This window comes from Streptomyces sp. ME19-01-6 (genome assembly GCF_033793745.1).
Lineage (GTDB): Bacteria > Actinomycetota > Actinomycetes > Streptomycetales > Streptomycetaceae > Streptomyces.
The window spans coordinates 153206-176441 of record NZ_JARAXF010000004.1; the positions used below are offsets into that span (position 1 = coordinate 153206).

Genomic DNA, 23236 nt, shown 5'->3' on the forward strand with positions numbered 1-23236 from the left:
GCTGGCGATCTCACCCAAGAAGAGCTGCACCCTACCCGTATTGCCAGCTACGGACCTTTGTGCCGCTCAATGGCGGCGCCGCGTCAGCGGTACCGGCCCCCACGACGGCCGCAGCCAGTGTGGTGGCGAGGATGATGCAGGCGGATCGAATGCGCATGAAAGCTTCCTTCGCTTCGCGGGACGATCAGCGCCTCACGCTCAGTGGGCAGCGCCGGGAGGCTCTGCAGGGCGCCTTGCCCCGCACGCTGGATGAGCCCCTGGGTGATGCCGTGAAGCCGCTTGGCGTCGTCTGGGTCGAAGGTGCCGCCCCGCACGCTGATCGGCCGGCGCTCCTGAAACGCGCTCAGCGTCTCGGAAGGCGGGGAGTCGATCAGTGCGGAGACGAGTCGGACGCCCCCCTCAATGGGGGTGCCGGCCCGTCGCATCGCCTCGGCGCGCACCGTCATCACCGGGTCGAACTCTCCGACGAACCGGCCCGCGATGTTGCCTGGGAAGAGGAGCACATAGCGAATGCCACGCTCCTGGTGTTCGGTGTCGAAGTGGACTCCGAGCAGGTCGTTGAGCCGTCCGCCCTGGAACATCGCCTCCCAGCCGTCGTAGCCGCGCTCGAGCTCCAGGTCGTCCCAGTGAATGCGGGCCATGTGGTTCCCCGGCCCCGCCAGGTAACGGCTCAGGGAGAAGAGCGCGAGGTGGTGTTCGATCCCCTCGCTGGTCACGCGGCGATAGGAGCGAAAGAACCGGGCGCACAGGACGAGCGCGTCCACCACCGGGAACGCGGATTTGATCTCCGCGACGACCCGCTGGTTCTCGCTGACGAGGCTGAGGTCCGCCGCGTAGAAGAAGGCACGTCCGCCGTGTCCGTCCTGCTCTGCCCGCCTGAGGTACTCCTCCCCCTTGCCCGCGTCGCGGCTGACGACCACGACTCGCTCCCCGCGCTCCAGGTACGCGCGCGCGAGGACCTGTCCGAGTCCGGACGTGCCTCCCGTGATCACGATGGTCTTCAACGTGAATCTCCTTGCGTGGATAGATGGTTGAAAGAGCGTGCTTTCCAGAGGTCTGCCAGGGTTCTGGCAGATCCCGGCGATCCGCCGTGCACGCCGCGCCCGCTGAATTTGCCGGAACCTGATCGCCGGGCCCTTCTTGAGTCAGCTCGGGGGCGCGAACAGGCCGGGCACGAGCGACCAGCCGTTGACGGCTTCCGGCGCGGTGCGGGCGGCAGCCAGCACACCGAGCGCGCCCACGCCCGCCAGCAGACATCCGGCCAGCGTCAGCAGGAGGCCGGCGCGGACGATGAGGCGGCCGACGAACGCGGCCATCGCCAGGCCGCCGGCGGAGAACGCGACGGTGACCAGCCCGGCGTCCAGGGCCGAGTAGCCCTGTCCGCTTTGCAGCCACACCACGAAGACCAGCAGGTATCCGCTGAAGGCGGCGAACGCCAGCAGTTCACGACCACACTCAGCCCCGGACGGCTGGGCCGGCTTGCCGGACTCAGCTCATCGGGCACCATCACCGGGGTGATCGACCGCTTGGAGCATGCCGGCTACATCACCCGGGAACGGTCCGCCGAAGACCGCCGCAAGGTGACCGTGACGTTGAACAACGACCGGCTCGACAGTGAGGACGCCCCTCGCTTGCAGCGTCTCAAGACCCTCCTCGCCGACTACGACAGGGCACAACTCGACACGATCGCCGACTTCCTCACCCGCCTCGCGGACATCGAGACCAACGCCGTCGGCTCTCCACCGAACGCCGCCCAGGCTGATCGGTAAACCACCGAGAACACCGAGATCCCGCCCGATCAATCCGATCGGACGGGATCTCGGCAACCGCTCACACCTCTTCACCTGGCAGAACACGACCACCGAGGCCGTCACCACTGACGAAGTCCAAAACGTCAACGAGCCGGAAACACTCACGCCGCCGATCACCATGACGACGGGACTCCCGCCACCCGCCCCCACCACAGACGACACAAACACCTGACACCGCGGCCCCACAGCGCTGACCACCGTATGCCCAACAGCAGCCCCGGCGCGTCCTCCGCACCCAAACCACCCCCGAACCCAACGCCAACGTCCGCCGAGTTCCCCTCCAGAGCCCGCCCACGTTCGGACACCACCACGAACAGACCCCAGAAACGACGAAATCCCACCCGATCAATCAGATCGGACGGGATCTCGTGAACCATTCTCGAGCCAACTCAAGAACAGTCGCTGTGTGGACCTGAGGGGATTTGAACCCCTGACCCCCTCGATGCGAACGAGGTGCGCTACCAGTCTGCGCCACAGGCCCTTGCAGCGAGTGAAACTCTAGCATCCCCTCCGGGGTGCTTGGAAATCCGTTCCCCGCCGCTGCCGGGCCGGTCCCCGCTGGTCAGGGTCACTCGTTGGCGGCGCGTGGGCGGTCCTCGTCCGCGTACTGATCGAAGAGGGGGGTGCGGCCCCGCTCGCGGGGGCCGCGGGGGCCGCGAGGGGCGGGGGGCTGGTGGGGGGCGGGCTCGGGGGTGGGGGTGGGTTCGGCGGTGCTGGAGCGGGCGGAGCTCCAGGCGTCGGGGGCGCCCAGGTCGACGCTGCCGGTGGCGCGGGGGGCGACGGGGGCGGTGACGTAGGTGGGCAGGGGGACGGGCACCGGCTCCCAGCTCTCGCCGGTGGACGGGCCGCGCTCGCGCGCGCGCTGCTGGTCCACCCACTCCGCGTGGTCCGTCTGCTCGACCAGGGCGCGGCGGCCGGCCGCGTGGGGGGAGGCGGCCGGGGCCGCGCGGTCGGCCTCGGCGCGGGCGGGCGGCTCGGCGGGGCAGTCGCCGTCGGAGGGGGCCTCGGCGGGCGGGCGGGTGTGCGGACGGCGTTCGCGGAGGCGCTGGGCGGCCAGCTCGGCGCGGCGCTGGTCCATGGTGAAGGCGAAGCGGCGGCGCTCCTGGATGCGGAGATAGCCGATGTACGCGCTCAGCAGGACGGCCGGGAGGCCCGGGGCCCACAGGAAGGTGAGGCCGCCGACAGCGGCGACGACCGCGCCGAGGGTGAAGGTGAGGAAGAGGGCGATGGTGGTGCGCCGGCGGCGCGCGAGCACCTTCGCGCGTGGGCTGCGGGCCGCGGCCGCGGGAGGCGTCACGGAGGGCCCGGAGGGGCCAGAAGGGCCGGAGGAGGCGGCCGGGGCGGGGGCGTCGGCGGATGGGGCGGCGAGGGGCGGCACGGGCGTACGCATGGTCACGGGGTCGGCGAAGGCCCGGACGTCGACCGCGTCGGTCACGGCGTCCGGGTCGGCCACGGCGTCCGGGTCGGCCACGCGCCGGTCCGGGGCGGCGGGGTCTACCCCTGCCTCGGGGCGGTCCGCGTCGTCGGCCCGGCCCTCCTGGTCCTCCAGGCCCCCGAGGGCCTCGAGCTCCGCCCGTTCCTTGACGTACCGACGCTCCATTCCCGCCCGCCCGGACAGCAGCCGGATGGCGGTACTGAAGCGCTCCGTGGGACGGGCTTCATTGAGCTCGTCCTGCCTACGGAGCCACATCGGCACCAAATAGGCGGCCCAGGCCCCGACGATGACTGCGTAGATGAGGCCACTGCTGCTCACGGTCACACGGTAGAGGGGTCCGCGCGAGGCCATCTGCCAATTGGCGCGGTGTGTCGCACGATCTGGCTGATATCTAGAACTTTTTTTGTGATTGTTGGGATGACCAGGTTGGGAATGTGCTCAAATGCCGGACGATTTCGAACACATATTTTATTTCTGCGATGCGCTGGGTCGCATCCGGTGCCACCGGGCGAGCAGCCCCTCCGGCACTTCCTCCGCCGTGAGGGCGAAGACCAGGTGGTCACGCCAGGCGCCGTCGATGTGGAGATAGCGGGGCCGCAGCCCCTCTTCGCGGAATCCCAGTTTCTCGACCACTCGCCGGCTCGGCCCGTTCTCGGGCCGGATGCACACCTCGATGCGGTGCAGTCCAACCGCACGGAAGCAATGGTCGGTGGCGAGCGCGACGGCGGTCGGCATCACCCCGCGGCCGGCGACCGCCTCGTCGATCCAGTAGCCGATATGACCCGAGCACATCGAGCCCCAGGTGATCCCGGCCACCGTCAGCTGTCCGGCCAGCCGTCCCCGGTATTCGATGACGAACGGCAGCATCCGCCCGGCGTGCGCCTCGGCGCGCAGATGGCGGACCATCTGGCGGTAGGTGGGCCGGTGGGTGACGGGGCCGCCGGGCGGGGACGGCGGAATGGTGGCCTCCCAGGGGCGCAGCCACTCGCGGTTGCGCTGGTTGACCTCGCGCCAGGCGCGCTGGTCGCGCAGCTTTATGGGGCGGAGGACCGTGTCGCCGTCCGCCAGCACGATCGGCCAGGGCGCGTTCAGCTCGCGCTCCCAAGAGAACCGGCAGAACCGGTGGGGCCGGCAGAACCGGTGGGGCCGGCAGAACCGGTGGGGCCGGCGGGATCAGGAGGGTCGGCGGGTCTGGGGTGATCGCCGCCGCGCAGCTGTTCGACCGCGTGGACCAGAATCCGCCCCAGGACCGCGAGCCCGTCCCGAACGCCGCCGGTCGAGCCGGGCAGGTTGACGATCAGGGTGGTCCCGGCGACCCCGGCCAGGCCGCGGGAGAGCGCGGCGGTGGGCACCTTGGCCAGCCCCTCGGCGCGGACCGCCTCCGCGATGCCCGGAATCTCGTAGTCGAGCACGCGGCGGGTCGCCTCGGGGGTGTGGTCGGTGGGTGAGATCCCCGTGCCGCCCGTGGTCACGACCACATCGTACGAAGCGGCCACCGCCTCGCGCAGGGCCGCCTCCACCGGGTCACCGTCGGGGACCACGCGCGGCCCGTCGACGGCGAGGCCGAGCGCCGCCAGCCCCTCCACGAGCAGCGGGCCGCCCTTGTCGGCGTAGACCCCGGCGGCGGCACGGTTGGAGGCGGTGACGACCAGGGCGCGGTATGTCGGCGGGCCGCTCATCCCCGGCTCCAGTCGCCGGACTTCCCGCCCGTCTTCTCCTCCACCCGTACATCCGTGATGACGGCGGACTTGTCCACGGCCTTGACCATGTCGATCACCGTCAGCGCGGCCACGCTGACCGCCGTCAGTGCCTCCATCTCGACGCCCGTACGGTCGGTGGTGCGGACCGTGGCGGTGATCTCCACCGCGTCGTCGGCGACCGCGAGGTCCACGGTCACGCCCGAGAGGGCGAGCGGATGGCACAGCGGGATCAGGTCCGGGGTGCGCTTGGCGCCCATGATGCCCGCGATGCGCGCGGTGGCGATGGCATCGCCCTTGGGGACGCCATCGCCGCGCAGCAGCTCCACGACGCGCGGGGCGACGAGCACGCGGCCGCTGGCGCGGGCGGTGCGCGCGGTGACGTCCTTGTCCGAGACGTCGACCATGCGCGCCGCGCCCGATGGGTCGAGATGGGTGAGATGGTCCTGGGCGCTGCTCATCGTTCTCCCGGTCCGGGCCAGGTGGCTCCTGTGGGACGACACCGTACCGTTCCTAGTGTTGTTGGCCTGCGTTGGCCACATCAGCACATTCCGGTCCAGCTGGGAGGTGTCTGGTGCCGGGTGCACCCCGAACGGTCTTGGGTGCCGGGAACAGCACGAGTTGGTCACTTTGGCTCCGGCAGGTCTTGCCGCCCTTCTGGGGCGTGCCTGTGGTCCTGGGTGGGCTCGTGATCCCACGCGGCCTGGGTACGGATGCGGTCTGGCCGGTAGCTCTCCGCTGTCCGATCCTCTGGTCGGGAGCGGTCACACCTGGCCGACGCCGGATCCGTTGTCCCAGGCCGCGTCTGCCGATCGCCACCGCGGCCGCATGATGCCCGATGACTGTGCATTTCGTTTGATTGTCGAGGGGTGCTTGCCAGTGCTGGGCGCCCCAGCGGGAGGTGTAGGCCGGGTCCACCGCGATCACGGTCAGCCCCCGGTGGCAGGCCATGCCGCGCAGCCGTTCCCGGAACCTGGCGGTGGGGATACCGGCCACTGTGCGGCGGAAGGCCTTGCCGCGCCAGCCTCGCCCCATTGTCTCCCGGCCCGTGTGCCGGGCGTCGGTGAAGCCCAGGTTCTCCACCACGATGCCCATGCATTCGCGTGTCTTGGCGATCTGGATCAGGCCGGTGACAGCGGCCCGCAGTCTGCCGTCCCGCCGCGAGGCAGGGCCGGTCAATTCCAGCGGCACCGTGACAGGTTCGCCGACCGGGTTGCCATGCGGGTCCAGTACGCAGGCTGCGAGATGGTCGGCGTTCAGGTCGACCCCGAGCATGTGCCCGCCTGCCGCCCGGATCTCCTGCGGTGATGGCAGCGTGGTCTGCGGCGCCGACCATGAGGCGTCGAGGTACCAGCGGCCGCGTACCGGGTCGCGCACGATGTCGTAGCGGACAACCTGGTTCGCGGTGACGCGGTCCAGCCACTCCGGTCTGCGGTGGTGGAACGTGACGGTGCAGGCCAGCCGGTAGCGGCCACGCGGTGCGTTCGCCAGATGCCTCAGCGGTTCGGGCAGCACGATCGTCACGCTGCCGTCCGCCGGATCCACCGTGATGGTGTAGTTCCCGTGCGGGGCCCCGGACTCGCCGTCCGCGGTGAGAAACAGCCGGGCCGCCTCCCACCGCTCACGCCACTCCTTGGCCGTGAGATGGGCCTGGTCCAGGTGGTGCCGCGTCTTCGCCGGACGACGCCCGCCCACCACAATGGACGGCCGTCCCTCGGCGATGCGCTGCTCGATCACGGCAAGACGGGCTTGCAGTGCCTGGAGGCGGCGCTGTTTCTGGAAGCGTTCGCCCCGGTCCTGGTAGCCGCGCACCCTGCCCTCGCGCTGCCGGCACGGCACCGCGAGGCGACGGGCGATCTTCTTGATGGCGCGGCGCAGCCCGGCTCGCTCGTCGTACAGGCAGCGCATGCTGAGCTGGTACTGGTCCTCGCTGGCACGGGTGATCGCCCCTGCCCAGCGCGAGGACGACACGCCGGTCAGCTTCTTCTTCCGCTCGGCCCGCCGGTTGCCCTTCACCGGCACCAGGCCGATTGCCACGCGCTCAGCCAGATCCGCCCGCCGATGACGGCCCAGATGCTGCCCGACCAGGGTGAGGACCTTCTCATCCGCGCCATCGACCCGCAGCCGGTCCCGAATCCGCGCACCCGAGGGCGCGGCGACAGTGAACGGCGGCGCGATCGCACGCAACACACGCTCCTCCCCCGCTGACGCGCCACCGTCCTCCCCCTCCTCCGGGACATCACAAACCCAGTCGCCACCATCGATCATGCGTTCCCAACACGCGCACGATCACGGAAACTGCCCCCATTCACCCGGACGAGCGACACCCCGGCCAACCACAGCCAACAACCGAAGCAACAGCTATCGACCCGGAGCGGCGCGGCGGCCAGGCGCTTACGTGAGCAGGACGACGTCCACTTCGGCGCCGGCGGCGACCTCCGTGGCCTCCTCGGGGACGACGATCAGCGCATTGGCGTGCGCGAGCGCCTTGACCAGGTGGGATCCGGCGCCACCCACAGGGGTGACGAGGCCGGTCTCGGCGTCCACCCCCGGCGGCTCGTACCAGCCGCGCAGGAACTGGCGCCGCTCCCGCGGGGAGGACGCGACACCCTCGGGGCAGCGCGCCCGCACGAGGGGGCGGTGGACGGGGCCGGTGCCCATCAGGGTGCGGATGGCGGGCCGTACGAACAGCTCGAAGGAGACATAGGAGCTGACCGGGTTCCCGGGGAGGGCGATGAACGGGACGCGGTCCGGGCCGACCCGCCCGAAGCCCTGGGGCTTGCCCGGCTGCATGGCCAGCTTGCGGAAGTCGACCTCCCGCATGGCCTCCTTGACGACGTCGTACGCGCCGACGCTGACGCCGCCGCTGGTGACCACGATGTCCGCCCGGCTCAGCTGGTCCTCGACGGTCGCCCGCAGCGTCCCGGCGTCGTCGGCGACCGCGCCCACCCGGTAGGCGATCGCTCCGGCGTCCTGCGCGGCGGCGGTGAGCTGGAAGCTGTTGGAGTCATAAATCCGGCCCGGGCCCGCCTGCTGGCCGGGCTGGACCAGCTCGCTGCCGGTCGACAGCACCACCACACGCGGCCGCGGCCGCACCCTGACGGTGGCCCGCCCGAGCGCGGCCAGCAGACCGATCTGCGGCGCCCCCAGAATCGTGCCGGCGCGCAGCGCCAGCTCGCCCGCCCCGGCGTCGGAGCCGCGGGGGCGCACATGCTGCCCGGCCGTGGCCGGGCGGTACACCCGCACCCTGCCGCCGGCGCCTTCGGGGGCCTCGCTGTGGGCGGGCATGGCGGCGACCGGGCCCTGGCCGAGGCCGCCGTCGGTCCACTCGACGGGCACGACGGCCTGGGCGCCGGGCGGCAGCGGGGCGCCGGTCATGATGCGGGCGGCTTCGCCGGGGCTGACGGCGGGCGCGGTCTCGCTGCCCGCCGCGATGTCTCCGACGACGGTGAGCACCGCGGGGTAGTCCTCCGTCGCCGCCGCGATATCGGCCGTACGGACGGCGTAGCCGTCCATGGAGCTGTTGTCGAACGGCGGGAGGGCGGAGGGGACGGTGACATCCTCGACGAGGACACAGCCCTGGGCATCGAGCAGCTGCAGCTCGATGGGGTCGAGGGGGTGGAGATGACCGAGGATGTCGTCCAGGTGCTCGGCCACCGTCCAGAGACGGTCCTCGCCCCGGCCCCCGCCCCGATCCTCGCCCCGATCCTCGCCCCGGCCCGGTCCGGACGCGCCGGACCGCGGGCCCCGACCCGGCTCCTGGCCCGGGCCCTGGTCGGTGGCGCGTGCTGCGGTGCTGCTCACAGTGCTACATCTCCTCGGTGACGTAACGGCGAAGCCAGTCCCGGAAGTCCGGGCCCAGGTCTTCACGTTCGCACGCGAGTCTGACAATGGCACGCAGATAGTCGCCACGGTCGCCTGTGTCGTAGCGGCGCCCCTTGAAGACGACCCCATGGACCGGCCCGCCGAGGTCCGGATCGGCGGCGAGCGCCTGCAGGGCGTCGGTGAGCTGGATCTCGCCGCCGCGCCCGGGCTCGGTGGCGCGCAGCACCTCGAAGACGGCGGGGTCGAGGACATAGCGGCCGATGACGGCGTAGTTGCTGGGCGCGTCGGCCTGGTCCGGCTTCTCGACGAGCCCGGTCACCCGCACCACGTCCCCGTCCAGGGTCGGCTTGACGGCGGCGCAGCCGTAGAGGTGGATCTGGGCGGGGTCCACCTCCATCAGGGCGATGACGCTGCCGCCGTGCTCCTCCTGCACCTCGACCATGTGGGACAGGAGCGGGTCGCGGGCATCGATGAGGTCGTCGCCGAGGAGGACGGCGAAGGGCTGGTCACCGACGTGCGGGGCGGCGCACAGCACGGCGTGGCCGAGGCCCCTGGGGTCGCCCTGGCGGACGTAGTGCATGGTCGCGAGATCGCTGGACTCCTGGACGCGGGCGAGTCGGGTCTCGTCGCCCTTGCGGCTCAGGGCCTCTTCGAGCTCGTAGTTGCGATCGAAGTGATCCTCCAGGGGCCGCTTGTTACGGCCCGTGACCATGAGCACGTCCGACAGCCCGGCGGTGACGGCTTCCTCGACGACGTACTGGATCGCCGGCTTGTCGACGACCGGCAGCATCTCCTTGGGCGTGGCCTTTGTGGCCGGCAGGAAGCGGGTTCCGAGTCCCGCGGCAGGGATGACAGCCTTGCTGATCCGAGTACGCGCTTGAGTCATGTACTGAACCCTATCGGGTGCCTTTGAGCGGATGATGAGGATTCGGTGAATATGACATGAGACAGGGAGTTTGTGCACTCAGTGATCAACGCCGAAGGTAGTAAGCCGGAGTTGCGGCGACGTCTCATCGCGGTGAGGGCCAGGTTGACGGCGGATGACATCGCGGACGCCCAGGCGCGTCTGGCGTGTCGCGCCCTGGAGCTGCCGGAGCTCGCGGGGGCGGGGACGGTGGCCGCGTATGTCTCGGTGGGCAGCGAGCCCGGCACGCGGGACCTGAGGGAGGCGCTGCGCGCGCGGGGCGTACGGGCGCTGCTCCCGGTTCTGCGGGAGGACAACGACCTCGACTGGGGCCGGGACGAGGGCCCCGACCGGCTGGTGCGCGCCGGCCGGGGGCTGCTGGAGCCGGACGGACCGCGGCTGGGCCCCGAGGCGGTCACCGGGGCGGACGTCGTGCTGCTGCCCGGGCTCGCGGTGGACCGGCGCGGGGTGCGCCTGGGCCGCGGCGGCGGTTCGTACGACCGGGTACTGGCCCGGCTGGACCGGGCGGGGGCCCGCCCGGCGCTGGTGGTGCTGCTGTACGACGGCGAGGTGCTCGGCGAGGTCCCGGGCGAGGCCCACGACCGGCCGGTGCACGCGGCGGTGACGCCCTCGGCGGTGCACCGCTTCCGGGCCCCATAGCGGCCCCATAGCGCGGCGGCCCCATAGCGCGCTACGCCCCCTATACGGCCGCACGCCCCCCCGCGAAACCTGCCCGCCGGACGGGCGGGGGTCTCACGGGGAGCGTGCGTGGCCGCGCGGACGGGGAAGGGGTCAGGGCGTGAGCGCCAACTGGTCGTCCGTCGACTTCTTCACCGCGCTCCTGCTGAAGGACCAGGGCAGCAGCTCGCCCTTCGCCCACTTCTCCGTCTGGTCGGTGTAGTGCGCGTTATAGGCGTGCCCGGAGGCGCCGGTGAGGTTGATCCACCGCGACTTGTCCAGATTGTCGAGGTTGACGACCATCCGCATGGACGGCACCCAGGTGACGTCGTAGCCGCCCGCCGCGTTCCACCCCGTGGCGTTGACCGCGGCCTCGCCGCCGGACAGGTTCCAGGGGCCGCGGTTGAGGAGCCACTGCACCACACCCGGGCCCTCGGTGCCCAGGGTCTGGTTCTTCAGCGTCAGCCGGTGCAGCCGGCCCCAGCTCCAGCTGTTGATGTCCTTGCCCAGCTTGGCGGTGAGCTCTGCGCGCGCGTCCTTCATGGCCTGGGCCAGGAGCTCGTCCCGGTTGGTCGCGGCGGGCTTGAGGCGGGTGCCGGTGGTCTTCCACCAGTGGTTCTTCGGGTCCTTGAGGATCTTCCGGAGGACCTCGTACCAGCGGTCGCCGCCGTCCGGCTGGGCCGACGCCGCGTCGCGCTGGCCGCATTCGCGCACCAGCCGGGCCTTGCCGTTCAGGTCCTCGGCGGGGCCGGAGTCATCGGCGGGACGGACCCGCAGACACTGGCCCTCCACCCGCAGCTCCTTCGGGAGTTTATTTCCGAACGCGAGCATAAGGACGTTGCGATAGACGGCGTTGAAGTAGGCGGCCGCCGGGGAGTCCGAGTCCTGGGTGTAGTCCCAGCCCTCCAGGAGCTTCTGCGCGCCCCTGACGAAGTCGTTTTTGACGTCGATCTTCAGCAGGTACGGGGTCAGCATCTCGGCGATCTCGCTGCTGCTGTCCATCTGCATGGACTGCATGTCATCGGTCGAGATCTTCCCGCCGTCCTTGATCTTCGACTCGATCAGGTCGGTTATCCGCTGGCTGCGCGCCCCGTATCCCCAGTCGTCGGTCAGCTGGTACTTGTAGTCCTTGCCTATGACGGCCTGGTTGGCGGTGACGATGTACCCGCGCTTGGGGTCGTAGTCCCAGGGCAGCTCGGCCTGCGGGATGTAGCCGTTCCACTGGTAGCGCGAGTCCCAGCCGGGCGCCGGGTAGCGACCGTCCCCCTTGGCGCGTGTGGGGATCTTGCCGGGCGCCTGGTAGCCGATGTGGTTCTTGGTGTCGGCGTAGACCAGGTTCTGGGAGGGGACGGCGAAGTCGCGGGCCGCCTTGCGGAAGTCGGTGAAGTTCTTGGCCGTGTTGAGGCCGAAGACCGCGTCCATGGTGTTGGAGGGGTCCAGCGCGGTCCAGCGCAGTGCGACCGCGTAGCCGTCGCCGCGGTCGGGGGCCACGTCGCCCACATCGCTGCCGACCGGGGCGCTCTTGCCGACGTCTCCGAGCTCGTCGTCGCGGTCGGAGACGATCGGCATGGCCGGCACACCGGGCGACTCGCCGTTCGCCTTGACGGCCTTGGTGGAGCGGACGGTGATCGTCCGGGGCTTGCCGTCGGCGACCTCGATGGTCTCTTCGCGGGTCGTGAAGGGGATCTGCTTGCCGTCGTAGAGGTAGCCCTGGTCGGTGACCTTCTCCAGGTAGAGGTCGGTCACGTCCGCGCCCAGGTTGGTCATGCCCCAGGCGATGTTCTGGTTGTGACCTATGACGACCCCCGGCATGCCGGAGAACGTGAAGCCCGCCACGTCGTACGGGCAGGCGCTGCTGACCTGGTTGCAGTGCAGGCCCATCTGGTACCAGACGGACGGCAGCTGCGGGGCCAGGTGCGGGTCGTTGGCGAGCAGCGGCTTGCCGGTGGTCGTGTACCGGCCCGCGATCACCCAGGAGTTGGAGCCGATGCCGGTGCCGTTCGGGCCGAGGAGCGCCGGGACGTCGTCAAGGGTCTTGGAGAGCGAGGAGAGCTGGGTCTGGAAGCCCTGGGTGGCGTCCGCGACCCCGTTCGCGGTGGAGTCGGCGGAGCTGTCCGTCGGGGTCGCCTTGGGGTCGAACCGGCCGGTGGTCTCGTCCACCGCGCCGCCGTCCACGATCGGCTTGTTGCGGCTGTACGGATAGGCCGGGTACAGCTCTTCGATCTCCTTGGCGCTCAGCCGGCTGGAGGCCAGCGCGCGGTCGATCTCGTCCTGCATATTGCCGCGCAGGTCCCACGCCATGGCCTTGAGCCAGGCCACCGAGTCGACCGGGGTCCACTTCTCGGGCTTGTAGTCGTGTTCGAACTCCAAGGCCGCGTACTCGACGGACAGTTCCTTGCCCTGGTGGTCCGCGAGATAGGCGTTGACCCCGTCGGCATAGGCCCGCAGATACTTCTTGGTGGTCGGCGACAGCTTGGTGTCGTACTCCCGCTGCGCGGTCCGGTGCCAGCCCAGGGTGCGCAGGAACGCGTCGGTCTCCACCTGGCCTGAGCCGAACATCTCGGAGAGCCTGCCGGCCGTCATATGGCGGCGTACGTCCATCTCCCAGAAGCGGTCCTGGGCTTGGACGAACCCCTGGGCGCGGAAGAGGTCCTCGGGGGTGTCGGCGTAGATCTGCGGTATGCCATAGCCGTCGCGCTGGACCTGCACAGGCCCGGACAGTCCCTTGAGCTGCAGCGATCCCGTGGTCTCCGGGAAGGAGGCACGGACCGTACTGATGCTCCAGTACGTGCCGTATCCGACGCCCCCCATAAGCAGCAGCACGACTGCGATCACGATCAGGCGGGCACGTCGGCCCTTCTTCTTGCCAGAAGGGCCGTTTTTGTTGGCGGGCATCGCTGTCCTTCGAGGGGGCAGGGTGATCCTGGAGTGCTGGAGCAACCATAGGCGCAGCGCTGTCGCCACCCCTACGCGGAGTCATGACTGGGACCGCCCACCGGCCGCCACCCGCGAAAAATCCGTTGGAAGCCAGTCGCGTCAAGAACCCGTAAAATATTAGGTAAGGCAATGAAGTTCCGGTCGGCCGGGGAGCCTTCCGGCCGCTCCCGTGAGAAAGGTTCGGCCCCTGACTGTCCACCACCTCAACGAACTCCTGCTGATCTGCTCACTCGTCCTGCTGGTGGCGGTGGCGGCCGTCAGGGTCTCGACGCGCAGCGGGCTGCCGACCCTGCTCATCTACCTCGGACTCGGCGTCGCGATCGGGCAGGACGGGATCGGCGTCGTCTTCGAGGACGCCGAGCTCACGCAGGTCCTCGGCTATGCCGCCCTTGTGGTCATCCTGGCCGAGGGTGGCCTCGGCACGAAGTGGCGGGAAATCAAACCCGCCCTGCCTCTCGCCGCCGTGCTGTCCACAGTGGGGGTGGCGGTGAGCGTCGGGGTCACGGCGACGGCCGCGCACTATCTGGTCGGGCTCGACTGGCGGCAGGCGCTCATCATCGGTGCGGTGGTGTCGTCCACGGACGCGGCGGCGGTCTTCTCGGTGCTGCGCAAGGTGCCGCTGCCCAGGAGGCTCACGGGCGCCCTGGAGGCGGAGTCCGGCTTCAACGACGCCCCGGTGGTGATCCTGGTGGTCGCCTTCTCCGCCCAGGGCGCGATCGACCACTGGTATGTGCTGCTCGGCGAGATCGCCCTGGAGCTGGCCATCGGCGCGGTGGTGGGGCTGGCGATCGGCTGGCTGGGGGCGTACGGCCTGCGGCATGTGGCGCTGCCCGCCTCGGGCCTGTACCCGATCGCGGTGATGGCGATCGCCGTGATCGCTTACGCGGGCGGGGCGCTGGCCCACGGCTCCGGCTTCCTCGCCGTCTACCTGGCCTCGTTGATCTTGGGGAACGCGAAGCTGCCACACTGGCCGGCGACGCGCGGCTTCGCCGAAGGGCTCGGCTGGATCGCGCAGATCGGGATGTTCGTCCTGCTCGGCCTGCTGGTGACCCCGCACGAGCTGGGCGACGACGTCTGGCCGGCCATCGGCGTCGGGATGGCGCTGACCATGGTGGCCCGGCCGGTCTCGGTGCTGGTGAGCACGGCGCCCTTCCGGGTGCCGTGGCGGGAGAAGGCGCTGCTGTCGTGGGCGGGGCTGCGCGGCGCGGTGCCGATCGTGCTCGCCACCATCCCGATGGTCTCGAACGTGCCCGAGAGCCGCCGCGTCTTCAACATCGTCTTCGTGCTGGTGATCGTCTACACCCTGCTGCAGGGTCCGACACTGCCCTGGCTCGCGCGCCGACTGCACCTGGGCGAGGAGGAGGCGGCGGCGGACCTCGGCATCGAGTCGGCGCCGCTGGAGCGGCTGCGCGGGCATCTGCTGTCGGTGTCGATCCCCAAGGACTCCAAGATGCACGGCGTGGAGATCGGCGAGCTGCGGCTGCCGACTGGAGCCGCGGTCACCTTGGTCGTACGGGACGGGAAGAGCTTTGTGCCGCAGCCCTCGACCGTGCTGCGGCGCGGCGACGAGCTGCTGGTCGTGGCCACGGACCCGGTGCGGGACGCGGCGGAGGAGCGGCTGCGGGCGGTGGGCCGGGGCGGCAAGCTGGCGGGCTGGCTGGGCACGCGCGGCCAGTGAGGGCCGGGCCGCGCGGCTGGAGCGAGGCCGTGCGGCCGAGGGGCCGAGCCGCGTGGCATGGGTCACCGTATGACCCGCCGCAGTGGACTGGCGGGCGGGAATACTGCACTATGGAGCGTCGTTAGCACTCATCGAGTGAGAGTGCCAGGAGGAGTAAGTGCCGACCTATCAGTACCAGTGCACCGAGTGCGGCGAGGGCCTCGAGGCGGTGCAGAAGTTCACCGACGACGCGCTCACCGAGTGCCCCAACTGCACGGGACGCCTGAAGAAGGTGTTCTCGGCGGTCGGCATCGTCTTCAAGGGTTCGGGCTTCTACCGGAACGACAGCCGCGGCTCCTCGTCCAGCAGCACGAGCGGCGGCTCGTCCAAGTCGACGACCGCGAAGAGCGAGGGCTCCTCGTCTTCGTCCTCCTCTTCGGACACGTCTTCCTCGTCCTCCTCAAGCTCCTCCTCGGGCTCGTCGTCGAGTTCTTCGTCGTCGACCTCGTCGAGCAGCACCTCGTCGGCCGCCTGACGCCCGGCCGCCCCCTGTGGCCGCCTCGGCCGCCTCAATCGCAGACGACATCCCGCCGCCTCCCTCTGGGGGAGACGGTGGGATGTCGTCTGCGCGGGCGGCGCTGACTAGGGTGATCGCATGGCGGAGACCAGCAGCAGATATGCGGAGACAGCGGAGATAGGCGTCATCGGCGGGTCGGGGTTCTACTCCTTCCTCCACGACGTGACGGAGATCACTGTCGAGACCCCCTATGGCGCACCCAGCGACTCGCTCTTCTTCGGCGAGGTCGCGGGGCGGAGGGTCGCCTTCCTCCCGCGCCACGGCCGCAAGCACCACCTGCCCCCGCACCGGATCAACTACCGCGCCAACCTGTGGGCGCTGCGCTCGGTCGGCGTACGGCAGGTCTTCGGCCCGTGCGCGGTGGGCGGGCTGCGGCCGGAGCACGGACCGGGGACCTTGCTGGTGCCGGACCAGCTGGTGGACCGCACGAAGAGCCGCGTCCAGACCTATTTCGACGGCGAGGCGCTGCCCGACGGGCGGGTGCCGAACGTGGTGCACACCACCTTCGCCGATCCGTACTGCCCGACGGGGCGGCAGGTGGCGGTGGCGGCGGCGCGCGGGCGCGGCTGGGAGCCGGTGGACGGCGGCACACTGTGCGTGATCGAGGGGCCGCGCTTCTCCACCCGGGCCGAGTCGCGGTGGCATGCGGCGCAGGGGTGGTCGGTGGTCGGCATGACGGGGCATCCGGAAGCGGTGCTGGCCCGTGAACTGGAGCTCTGCTACACGTCGTTGACGCTGGTCACGGATTTGGACGCGGGGGCGGAGACGGGCGAGGGGGTCTCGCACGGCGAGGTGCTGCGGGTGTTCGGGGAAAACCTGGAGCGGCTGCGCGACGTGCTGTTCGACGCGGTGGGCGCGCTGCCGGCCACCGAGGCGCGGGACTGCCTGTGCGGGCATGGGCACGACGGCTGGGATCTGGGGATCGAGCTGCCGTAGCCCCGGCGGGCCTCCCCGCACGGGTGACGGAGTTATCCACAACCTGGGGGTTGTGCACAGGCCCGAGCGGGATCCGGCGAGGGCGGGCATCGTGAAGGGGCCAGAAGCTCCCGGCCTCTCACGACAGGCGGTGTTTGCCGTGTCCGACCCGTTCCTCCGCTCCCCATCCCCTCTATCGCTTTCATCCCCTCTCTCTCCTTCTTCGTCGCCTTCTTCGTCTTCATCGCCTTCGCCCGCGTCCCGGCTCCGCTCAGCTCCGTCCTGGGCCGAGCGGTCCCGTCGCACTCCCCCGACGTGCGTGGTGCCACGGTTCGGACCGGTGCGGGTGGGCCGCGGCGGCCATCGGCTGCGGCGCGCGTTACGGCGGCGACGACGCTCGATGGCGGCGGGTCTGGCGGTGACCGCGGCCGCGCTGGCGGCCGCCGCGCCCTCCGGCGGCTCCGACCCACGTCCGGCTGCGGCCTCACCGCCGGACGTGGGTCGACCCGAGCCGCGTCCGGCCGTGGTGTCCGCGCCGGTCCGGATCGCCGACGCGGCGGCCGTGCGGCTGCTGCGCCCCGGAGACCGCGTGGATGTGCTGGCCGCCCCGGGGGCCGGTCAGGCCCGTGGCCCGGCCCCCGCGCACGTGGTCGCTCGCGGAGCGCGGGTGACCGATGTGCCGCGACCGGGGCGTGTGGCGGCGGCGGACGTCGAGACCGGCGACCTCGGAGCGGCGGGTGACGGGGCGCTGGTGGTGCTCGCGGTGCCGCGGCAGACCGCGGCGGCCCTGGCCGGTGCGGCGGCCACATCGAGGTTGGCGGTGGCGCTGTGCCGATCTTGACCGTAGGTTGCGGAGCCGTCCGCTCCAGAACCGGCGCGGCAAGAGAGAGGCAAAAGGTTGAGCGAGGAAAAGAAGAGCGTCGTGGAGGGCTTCAAGGCCTTCCTGATGCGCGGGAACGTCATCGATCTGGCTGTCGCGGTCGTGGTCGGAGCCGCCTTCACGGGTGTCGTGAACTCCATAGTGAAGGGCTTGATCAATCCAGTCATCGGCGCCTTCGGCACCAAGGACCTGGAGAAGTACCGCTCCTGCCTGGAGGCCCCCTGCGAGACGAACGCCGCGGGCGAGGTCACGAAGGGCATTCCCATCCTCTGGGGGACCGTGCTGAGCGCCGTGCTCACCTTCCTGATCACGGCAGCGGTGGTGTACTTCCTGATGGTGCTGCCCATGTCGCGCTATCTGGCGCGGAAGGCCGCCAAGGATCGGCGGGAAGAGGAGAAGCAGGCCGAGGCGGACAGCGCCGAGATCGCGCTGCTCCGCGAGATAAGGGACGAGCTGGTCGCGCTGCGCGGTGGTGCGAGCGAGAGCAGGCGATCGAGCACCTGAGCCCTCGGGGCGCCAGGGCTCAGAGGTGGTGGGGCGGCTTCTCGTCGAGGAAGCGGGCCAGGTCCGCGGCGCTGTCGGTGCCATGGCCGGTGTCGCCGCCGGGCGGGCGCTCACCCCAGCCGCGGTCCGTGTCGTCCGAGGACCGCTGCGCCAGCGGATCGTCGAAGATCAGCGCGGCTGCCGGGTCGCGCGGTCCGGGGTCGGGGGCGGTGCTCATGCGTCAAGAGTACGACCGGCTGGACGGCGCGTCGGAAGTGGCGCCGTCCAGCTGCTCGTGCCACCACAGGTCCCGGCCGGGCGTCCACGACACGGGGCGGGCCAGGCGGTGGACGACCAGGACCTTCGGGATCCGCGTGCTGCCCGCCAGCGCCCGGTCGATCAGCGGCTTGAGCGACTGCGGCTCCCCACGCCGCCAGTTGCCGTCGGCGGTGATCAGCACCTTCGCGTCCACCCCCGCCAGCCGGTCGCGCAGCTCATGGGCGCGCAGCCCGACGGGGAGGGTGGAGCGTACGGCGTCGAGGCGGCCGCAGGCGAGCGTGGCGATGACGGACTCGGGGATCAGCGGCAGATGCACCGCCACCCGGTCCCCCGCGCGCACCCCGAGCCTGGTGAGGGCCGCCGCCGCCCGACCCGCCTGGTCCAGCAGTTCGGCGTGCGTCAGCTCTTCTTCGCAGTCCGGCTCACTGATCCAGCGGAGGGCCACCCGGGGCGCCTGCCGCGTGGCAGCGGCCAGGGTCGGGAGCTCCTCCGTCCGAGACGTACGGGGCACGTTGGTCTTCCTTCGGACGTGGGCGAACGGCATGTCGCACAGCCTGCCGTTGACCCATCAACGTCTGATGAACGTCCTGTTGATGAGGGGCCCATGCGAAGGCTCCTGCCCCGACAGCCCCCTCGCCAGGGCTTCCGTGCTACGCATAGCGCCCATGGATACCGACCGGACGACACCCCGACCCGCCCGCCCCGGCCAGGTCGACGCCCTGACGGATGTACCCGGGCTACGCGTGGGCCACGCGCGGCGGACCGACGGCGGATGGCTCACCGGCACGACCGTCGTACTGGCCCCCGCGGGAGGTGCGATCGCCGCGGTCGATGTCCGGGGCGGCGGCCCCGGCACCCGCGAGACCGACGCCCTCGATCCGCGCAATCTCGTCCAGCGCGTCGACGCCGTCGTGCTGACCGGCGGCAGCGCGTTCGGGCTGGACGCCGCTTCCGGAGTGGCCGCCTGGCTGGAGGAGCGGGGCCGCGGCTTCCGGGTCGGCCCCGACCCGGCCCAAGTGGTGCCGGTCGTGCCGGCCGCCGCCCTCTTCGACCTCGGGCGCGGGGGCGACTGGCGGGCCCGGCCGGGCGCCGCGCTGGGGCGTGAGGCCATCGAGGCCGCGGCCGGTACGGACGTGGGCGCGTCGGTCGCGCAGGGCAGTGTGGGGGCCGGCACAGGCGCGGTGGCGGGAGGCATCAAGGGAGGCATCGGATCGGCGAGCGTGGTCCTGCCCTCCGGGATCACCGTGGCCGCCCTGGCGGCGGTCAACGCGGCGGGCTCGGTGGTCGATCCGCTGACGGGCGCGCTGTACGGGGAGTGGTTCGGCGAGCCATATGAGCCGGCGCGGGGCGGCCGGGTCCGGCGCCCCGGCGAGGCGGAGCACGCCAGGGCGCAGCGTCGGCTGGCAGCCGCGCGGGCCGAGTCGGAGCGGCGTTCGGCGGCGTCCGTGCGGCCCCCGCTGAACACCACTTTGGCGGTGGTCGCCACCGACGCGGTGCTCAGCCGCGCCCAGGCGCACAAGCTCGCGGGCACGGCGCACGACGGCCTGTCGCGCGCGGTGCGGCCCGTGCATCTGCTGTCCGACGGCGACACGGTCTTCGCGCTGGCGACGGGCGACCGCCCGCTCGTGCCCGAGGGCGCCGACGGCGGGCAGGACCCTGCCTTCGGGGTGCATCTGGAGGCCGGGGCGCTGAATGAGGTGCTGGCCGCAGGGGCGGATGTGCTGACGCGGGCGGTGGTCAAGGGGGTGCTGGCGGCTGAGGGGGTGGACGGGCCGGGGGGCGTGTTCCCCTCGTACCGCGAGCTGTACGGCGCCGGGGCGGCCGGGCCGGAGGGCGAGACGGACGACGGGGTCGGAGCCCCGTAGGGAAGTGAGGGGATCGATGGCGGAAACCAGCGCCGTGGATGCCGTCGGCGGGGAGGCCGACCTGATCGTCGTCGGCGGTGGCCCGGCCGGCTGCGCAGCCGTGGTGATGGCGGCGGGTCTCGGTATGCGGTCCGTGCTCGTCGAGTCGGATGAGGCGCTGTGCCGGGCGCTGGAGCGTATCCCGGTGCTCGGCAATGTGCTGGGCTTCTCCACCGGCCCCGCTCTGGCGGCGGCGATCACGGCCGATGTCGGCCGTTGTGACCTGTGCCGGGTGGAGCTCGGCCGGCGCGCCGTGCGGATCGGTGCCCACGCGGACCGGGTGGAGGTCGCCACCGTGCCCGCGAGGGCATCCGGTCCCGGTCTGCTGCTGACCGCTCCGTACGCCGTGGTCGCCACCGGCGTCGGACCGCTGCGGCTGGAGGACGCCGGGTGGATCGACGGTCACGAGGGGCTGGCGCTGCCCCCGCTGTGGGAGGCGGACCCTGCCGCGCTCACCGGCCGCACCGCGCTGGTCCTCGGCGCGGACCGGCCGCTCGGCACCTATCTGCGGGCCCATCCGGGCCTGGAGAGCCGCTTTGTCGTCGCCTGTCCGCCGGGCGACGCGTACAAGGCCGAGGAGGTCGCCCAGGACCCGCGGGTCGAGCTGGTGCCGGTGCGTCATCTGACCCTCGCGCCGCCCTCGTCCGGGCAGCTCCGCGTGCCCGAGACGCCGCTTTCAGCCGAGTCGCCGCTGACGGCCGAGGTGTTGACCGTGGAGGGCGACCGGCGAACGCTGACCGGCCACCGCGGGTTCCGCAACCTCGGCAGCGGCCCGATGCCGCCCGGCGGGGACCTCTCCGCCGAGGCCTCGGGCTACTGTCCGCCCTCCCATCAGCACCCGAGGGTCTTCACCGCGGGCGATCTGCGCTCCGCCCGCTTCCAGCGGATCGCGACCGCCATGGGGTCCGGGAGCGAGGCCGCGCTCGGCGCCTACTACGCATCACGCGGCCTGCCGACGGAGGTGACGGATGACGTACCGCCCCGCGCATGACTCGGCGGTGAGACGGAGTGGATCCGTCTCACCGCCGAGGGGAGGACGCCGCGGAGGGCGGCGGTTGTTGTGGTGGTGGTGGTGGTGGTTGTGGTGGTCAGCCGGATCAGACCGTGACGGGGACCTTGGCCTCGCCGCCGGCGCCGGCGCCCGTGGCGGCCTCGCCGTCGGCGGCCGGGGCGGCCGTCTCGGGCCTGGCGGTCTTGCGCATCCCCTTGAGGACGATGACCAGACCGGCCGAGACCGCCGTGCCCACCGCGATGGCCAGCAGGTACAGGAACGGCTGGCCGATCAGCGGGACCACGAAGATGCCGCCGTGCGGGGCGCGCAGCGTGCAGTCGAAGAGCATCGACAGCGCGCCGGTGACCGCGCCGCCCACCATCGAGGAGGGGATCACCCGCAGCGGGTCCGCCGCCGCGAAGGGGATCGCGCCCTCGCTGATGAAGGAGGCTCCCAGCACCCAGGCCGCCTTGCCGTTCTCCCGCTCGGTCTTGGTGAACAGCTGTCCGCGGACGACGGTGGCCAGCGCCATGGCCAGCGGCGGGACCATGCCGGCCGCCATCACCGCGGCCATGATCTTGAGGCTGCCATCGCTCGGGTTCGCCACCGTGATGCCGCCGGTCGCGAAGGCGTACGCGACCTTGTTGACCGGGCCGCCCAGGTCGAAGCACATCATCAGACCGAGGAGGACGCCGAGCATGATGGCGTTCGTGCCGGAGAGGCCGTTGAGCCAGTCGGTCATGCCCTTCTGAGCGGAGGCGATGGGCTTGCCGATCACCACGAACATCAGGAAGCCGACGACCGCCGAGGAGATCAGCGGTATCACCACGACCGGCATGATGCCGCGCAGCGACGCCGGGACCTTGAACCGCTGGATGCCCATCACGACCGCGCCCGCGATCAGACCCGCGACCAGGCCGCCCAGGAAGCCCGCCTTGATGGTGGTCGCGATGTAACCGCCGACGAAGCCGGGCACCAGTCCGGGGCGGTCGGCCATGCCGTAGGCGATATAGCCGGCCAGGACCGGCACCAGGAAGGTGAACGCCGCCCCGCCGACCTGGAAGAGCAGCGCCGCCCAGCTGTCCTGCTCGGTCCACACGAAGTGGTCGGCGACGGACTTGGCGCTCGCGATCTCGTAGCCGCCGATCGCGAAGGCCAGCGCGATCAGCAGACCGCCCGCGGCCACGAACGGGACCATGTAGCTGACGCCCGTCATCAGCCACTTGCGCAGCCGGGTGCCGAAACGGTCGCCGGGCTCGCCGGCCGCATCCATCGGCGCCGAGCGGTCGGCGCCCGCGGAGGCGGCGGCCGGTGCGCTGATCTCGCCGCGCGCGGCCTTCTCCCGCACCTCGGCGATCAGCTCGGCAGGGCGGTTGATGCCCGCCTTCACCCCGACGTCGACGGTCGGCTTCCCGGCGAACCGGCTCTTGTCCCGCACCTCCACGTCATGCGCGAAGATCACCGCGTCGGCGGCGGCGATGGTCGCGGGGGAAAGCTTGTCGAACCCGGCCGAGCCCTGGGTCTCGACCACCAGCTCGACCCCGGCCTCCCGAGCCGCGTTCTCCAGCGACTCGGCTGCCATGTAGGTGTGCGCGATGCCGGTGGGGCAGGAGGTGACGGCCACGATCCGGAAGGGCGCGGACGCCACGGGCTCGGCCCCGGCGCCGGAAGGGGCCCCGCCCGGCGCGGCGGCGGCCGCCTCGGCTCCGGCGTCGGCCGCCGGGACCTCGGTGTCCGCCTCGGCTCCGGCGTCGGCGCCGGCCGCCGACGGCGGTTCCGGCTGGTCGCCGCGGATCAGGGCGGCCGCCTGTCGCGGGTCGGCGGCCGAGCGCAGCGCGCCGGTGAACTCGGCGTTCATCAGCTGGCGCGCCAGGCCGGACAGGATGGTCAGGTGATCGCTGTCAGCGCCCGCCGGGGCGGCTATCAGGAAGATCAGGTCGGCCGGCCCGTCCGGGGCGCCGAAGTCGATGCGCGCGGCGCTGCGACCGAAGGCCAGCGTCGGCTCGGTGACATGCTCACTGCGGCAGTGCGGTATGCCGATGCCGCCGTCCAGGCCGGTCGGCATCTGCGCCTCACGGGCTGCCACGTCGGCGAGGAAGCCGTCGAGGTCCGTGACGCGGCCGGCCGCGACCATGCGTTCGGCGAGCGACCGGGCGGCCGCTTCCTTGGTGTCGGCGGACAGGTCCAGGTCGACCAGATCCGCGGTGATCAGCTCACTCATCTCGCGGCTCCCTTGCATGCGATACCGCCCCGGGGAAGGTGG

General features: G+C 71.5%; 22 protein-coding genes and 1 tRNA gene. 9 read left to right on the top strand and 14 right to left on the bottom strand.

Features of this window, described 5'->3' with window-relative positions; all coding sequences use genetic code 11:
• Window positions 1-83 precede the first annotated feature (83 nt).
• Entirely contained in the window at window positions 84-1004 is a 921-nt protein-coding gene (locus PV419_RS10685) for an SDR family NAD(P)-dependent oxidoreductase (RefSeq protein WP_319687727.1), read from the bottom strand.
• A gap of 141 nt (window positions 1005-1145) precedes the next feature.
• Window positions 1146-1400 (bottom strand): hypothetical protein, encoded by a 255-nt coding sequence (locus PV419_RS10690; protein WP_319687728.1) that lies wholly within the window; start codon window positions 1398-1400, stop codon window positions 1146-1148.
• Between PV419_RS10690 and PV419_RS10695 the strand changes: the two genes are divergently transcribed.
• Window positions 1386-1769, top strand: a complete 384-nt coding sequence (locus tag PV419_RS10695; RefSeq protein WP_319687729.1) for a MarR family winged helix-turn-helix transcriptional regulator — start codon at window positions 1386-1388, stop codon at window positions 1767-1769. The two genes, PV419_RS10690 and PV419_RS10695, sit on opposite strands and share 15 nt — an antisense overlap.
• Window positions 1770-2218: 449 nt before the next feature.
• Here the strand turns inward: PV419_RS10695 and PV419_RS10700 are convergent.
• The 8 genes from PV419_RS10700 to galU form a co-directional block, all read right to left on the bottom strand.
• A tRNA-Ala gene (locus PV419_RS10700) sits at window positions 2219-2292 on the bottom strand.
• An 87-nt stretch (window positions 2293-2379) separates the two neighbouring features.
• Window positions 2380-3564, bottom strand: a complete 1185-nt coding sequence (glpR, locus tag PV419_RS10705; RefSeq protein ID WP_319687730.1) for a gephyrin-like molybdotransferase receptor GlpR — start codon at window positions 3562-3564, stop codon at window positions 2380-2382.
• A 150-nt stretch (window positions 3565-3714) separates the two neighbouring features.
• On the bottom strand, window positions 3715-4338 hold the full coding sequence (locus tag PV419_RS10710) for a GNAT family protein (protein ID WP_319688165.1): 624 nt from the start codon (window positions 4336-4338) through the stop codon (window positions 3715-3717).
• A complete protein-coding gene (locus PV419_RS10715; protein WP_319687731.1) occupies window positions 4335-4925 on the bottom strand; it encodes a MogA/MoaB family molybdenum cofactor biosynthesis protein in 591 nt (196 codons plus the stop codon). The genes PV419_RS10710 and PV419_RS10715 overlap by 4 nt, the downstream gene beginning before the upstream one ends.
• Entirely contained in the window at window positions 4922-5404 is a 483-nt protein-coding gene (gene moaC / locus PV419_RS10720; RefSeq protein WP_319687732.1) for a cyclic pyranopterin monophosphate synthase MoaC, read from the bottom strand. The genes PV419_RS10715 and moaC overlap by 4 nt, the downstream gene beginning before the upstream one ends.
• A 52-nt stretch (window positions 5405-5456) precedes the next feature.
• Window positions 5457-7133, bottom strand: a complete 1677-nt coding sequence (locus PV419_RS10725; protein WP_319687733.1) for a hypothetical protein — start codon at window positions 7131-7133, stop codon at window positions 5457-5459.
• A 204-nt stretch (window positions 7134-7337) separates the two neighbouring features.
• The gene (gene glp, locus PV419_RS10730) at window positions 7338-8747 is read right to left on the bottom strand and encodes a gephyrin-like molybdotransferase Glp (protein ID WP_415925282.1); all 1410 of its coding nucleotides are present in this window, start codon (window positions 8745-8747) and stop codon (window positions 7338-7340) included.
• 4 nt (window positions 8748-8751) lie between these two features.
• Complete coding sequence (gene galU / locus PV419_RS10735; protein ID WP_319687734.1) at window positions 8752-9654, bottom strand: UTP--glucose-1-phosphate uridylyltransferase GalU; 903 nt, start codon at window positions 9652-9654, stop codon at window positions 8752-8754.
• 72 nt (window positions 9655-9726) lie between these two features.
• Here galU and PV419_RS10740 point away from each other — a divergent pair, with 72 nt between their 5' ends.
• Complete coding sequence (locus PV419_RS10740; RefSeq protein WP_319687735.1) at window positions 9727-10332, top strand: 5-formyltetrahydrofolate cyclo-ligase; 606 nt, start codon at window positions 9727-9729, stop codon at window positions 10330-10332.
• 132 nt (window positions 10333-10464) lie between these two features.
• Here PV419_RS10740 and PV419_RS10745 read toward each other — a convergent pair whose 3' ends face one another.
• Window positions 10465-13245 (bottom strand): penicillin acylase family protein, encoded by a 2781-nt coding sequence (locus PV419_RS10745; RefSeq protein ID WP_319687736.1) that lies wholly within the window; start codon window positions 13243-13245, stop codon window positions 10465-10467.
• Between the two features lie 211 nt (window positions 13246-13456).
• Here PV419_RS10745 and PV419_RS10750 point away from each other — a divergent pair, with 211 nt between their 5' ends.
• The 5 genes from PV419_RS10750 to mscL all read left to right on the top strand — a co-directional run bounded on the left by PV419_RS10750 (window position 13457) and on the right by mscL (window position 17820).
• On the top strand, window positions 13457-14965 hold the full coding sequence (locus tag PV419_RS10750) for a potassium/proton antiporter (protein WP_319687737.1): 1509 nt from the start codon (window positions 13457-13459) through the stop codon (window positions 14963-14965).
• Window positions 14966-15122: 157 nt separating this feature from the next.
• Window positions 15123-15479, top strand: coding sequence for an FmdB family zinc ribbon protein (locus PV419_RS10755; RefSeq protein ID WP_319687738.1), 357 nt, complete (start codon window positions 15123-15125; stop codon window positions 15477-15479).
• Window positions 15480-15599: 120 nt separating this feature from the next.
• Window positions 15600-16457, top strand: a complete 858-nt coding sequence (locus tag PV419_RS10760; RefSeq protein ID WP_319687739.1) for an S-methyl-5'-thioadenosine phosphorylase — start codon at window positions 15600-15602, stop codon at window positions 16455-16457.
• A 379-nt stretch (window positions 16458-16836) separates the two neighbouring features.
• Window positions 16837-17277 (top strand): RcpC/CpaB family pilus assembly protein, encoded by a 441-nt coding sequence (locus PV419_RS10765; protein ID WP_319687740.1) that lies wholly within the window; start codon window positions 16837-16839, stop codon window positions 17275-17277.
• A gap of 57 nt (window positions 17278-17334) precedes the next feature.
• Entirely contained in the window at window positions 17335-17820 is a 486-nt protein-coding gene (mscL, locus tag PV419_RS10770) for a large conductance mechanosensitive channel protein MscL (RefSeq protein WP_319687741.1), read from the top strand.
• A 19-nt stretch (window positions 17821-17839) separates the two neighbouring features.
• Here the strand turns inward: mscL and PV419_RS10775 are convergent, their stop codons facing one another.
• Both PV419_RS10775 and PV419_RS10780 read right to left on the bottom strand, forming a co-directional pair.
• Window positions 17840-18037, bottom strand: a complete 198-nt coding sequence (locus tag PV419_RS10775; protein WP_319687742.1) for a hypothetical protein — start codon at window positions 18035-18037, stop codon at window positions 17840-17842.
• A 3-nt stretch (window positions 18038-18040) separates the two neighbouring features.
• A complete protein-coding gene (locus PV419_RS10780; RefSeq protein WP_319687743.1) occupies window positions 18041-18589 on the bottom strand; it encodes an AMP-binding protein in 549 nt (182 codons plus the stop codon).
• 154 nt (window positions 18590-18743) lie between these two features.
• On the opposite strand from PV419_RS10780, the gene PV419_RS10785 reads away from it, so the two are divergent.
• Complete coding sequence (locus PV419_RS10785) at window positions 18744-19943, top strand: P1 family peptidase (protein ID WP_319687744.1); 1200 nt, start codon at window positions 18744-18746, stop codon at window positions 19941-19943.
• A gap of 16 nt (window positions 19944-19959) precedes the next feature.
• The gene (locus PV419_RS10790; RefSeq protein ID WP_319687745.1) at window positions 19960-20973 is read left to right on the top strand and encodes a pyridine nucleotide-disulfide oxidoreductase; all 1014 of its coding nucleotides are present in this window, start codon (window positions 19960-19962) and stop codon (window positions 20971-20973) included.
• A gap of 106 nt (window positions 20974-21079) precedes the next feature.
• Here the strand turns inward: PV419_RS10790 and PV419_RS10795 are convergent, their stop codons facing one another.
• Entirely contained in the window at window positions 21080-23194 is a 2115-nt protein-coding gene (locus PV419_RS10795; protein ID WP_319687746.1) for a fructose-specific PTS transporter subunit EIIC, read from the bottom strand.
• Between the last annotated feature and the right edge of the window lie 42 nt (window positions 23195-23236).

Coding starts and splice junctions, on each gene's coding strand:
- PV419_RS10715 (WP_319687731.1), bottom strand. CDS start 4,925: ATGAGCGGCCCGCCGACATACCGCGCCCTGGTCGTCACCGCCTCCAAC.
- moaC (WP_319687732.1), bottom strand. CDS start 5,404: ATGAGCAGCGCCCAGGACCATCTCACCCATCTCGACCCATCGGGCGCG.
- galU (WP_319687734.1), bottom strand. CDS start 9,654: ATGACTCAAGCGCGTACTCGGATCAGCAAGGCTGTCATCCCTGCCGCG.
- PV419_RS10745 (WP_319687736.1), bottom strand. CDS start 13,245: ATGCCCGCCAACAAAAACGGCCCTTCTGGCAAGAAGAAGGGCCGACGT.
- PV419_RS10760 (WP_319687739.1), top strand. CDS start 15,600: ATGGCGGAGACCAGCAGCAGATATGCGGAGACAGCGGAGATAGGCGTC.
- PV419_RS10765 (WP_319687740.1), top strand. CDS start 16,837: ATGGCGGCGGGTCTGGCGGTGACCGCGGCCGCGCTGGCGGCCGCCGCG.
- PV419_RS10775 (WP_319687742.1), bottom strand. CDS start 18,037: ATGAGCACCGCCCCCGACCCCGGACCGCGCGACCCGGCAGCCGCGCTG.
- PV419_RS10785 (WP_319687744.1), top strand. CDS start 18,744: ATGGATACCGACCGGACGACACCCCGACCCGCCCGCCCCGGCCAGGTC.
- PV419_RS10790 (WP_319687745.1), top strand. CDS start 19,960: ATGGCGGAAACCAGCGCCGTGGATGCCGTCGGCGGGGAGGCCGACCTG.
- PV419_RS10795 (WP_319687746.1), bottom strand. CDS start 23,194: ATGAGTGAGCTGATCACCGCGGATCTGGTCGACCTGGACCTGTCCGCC.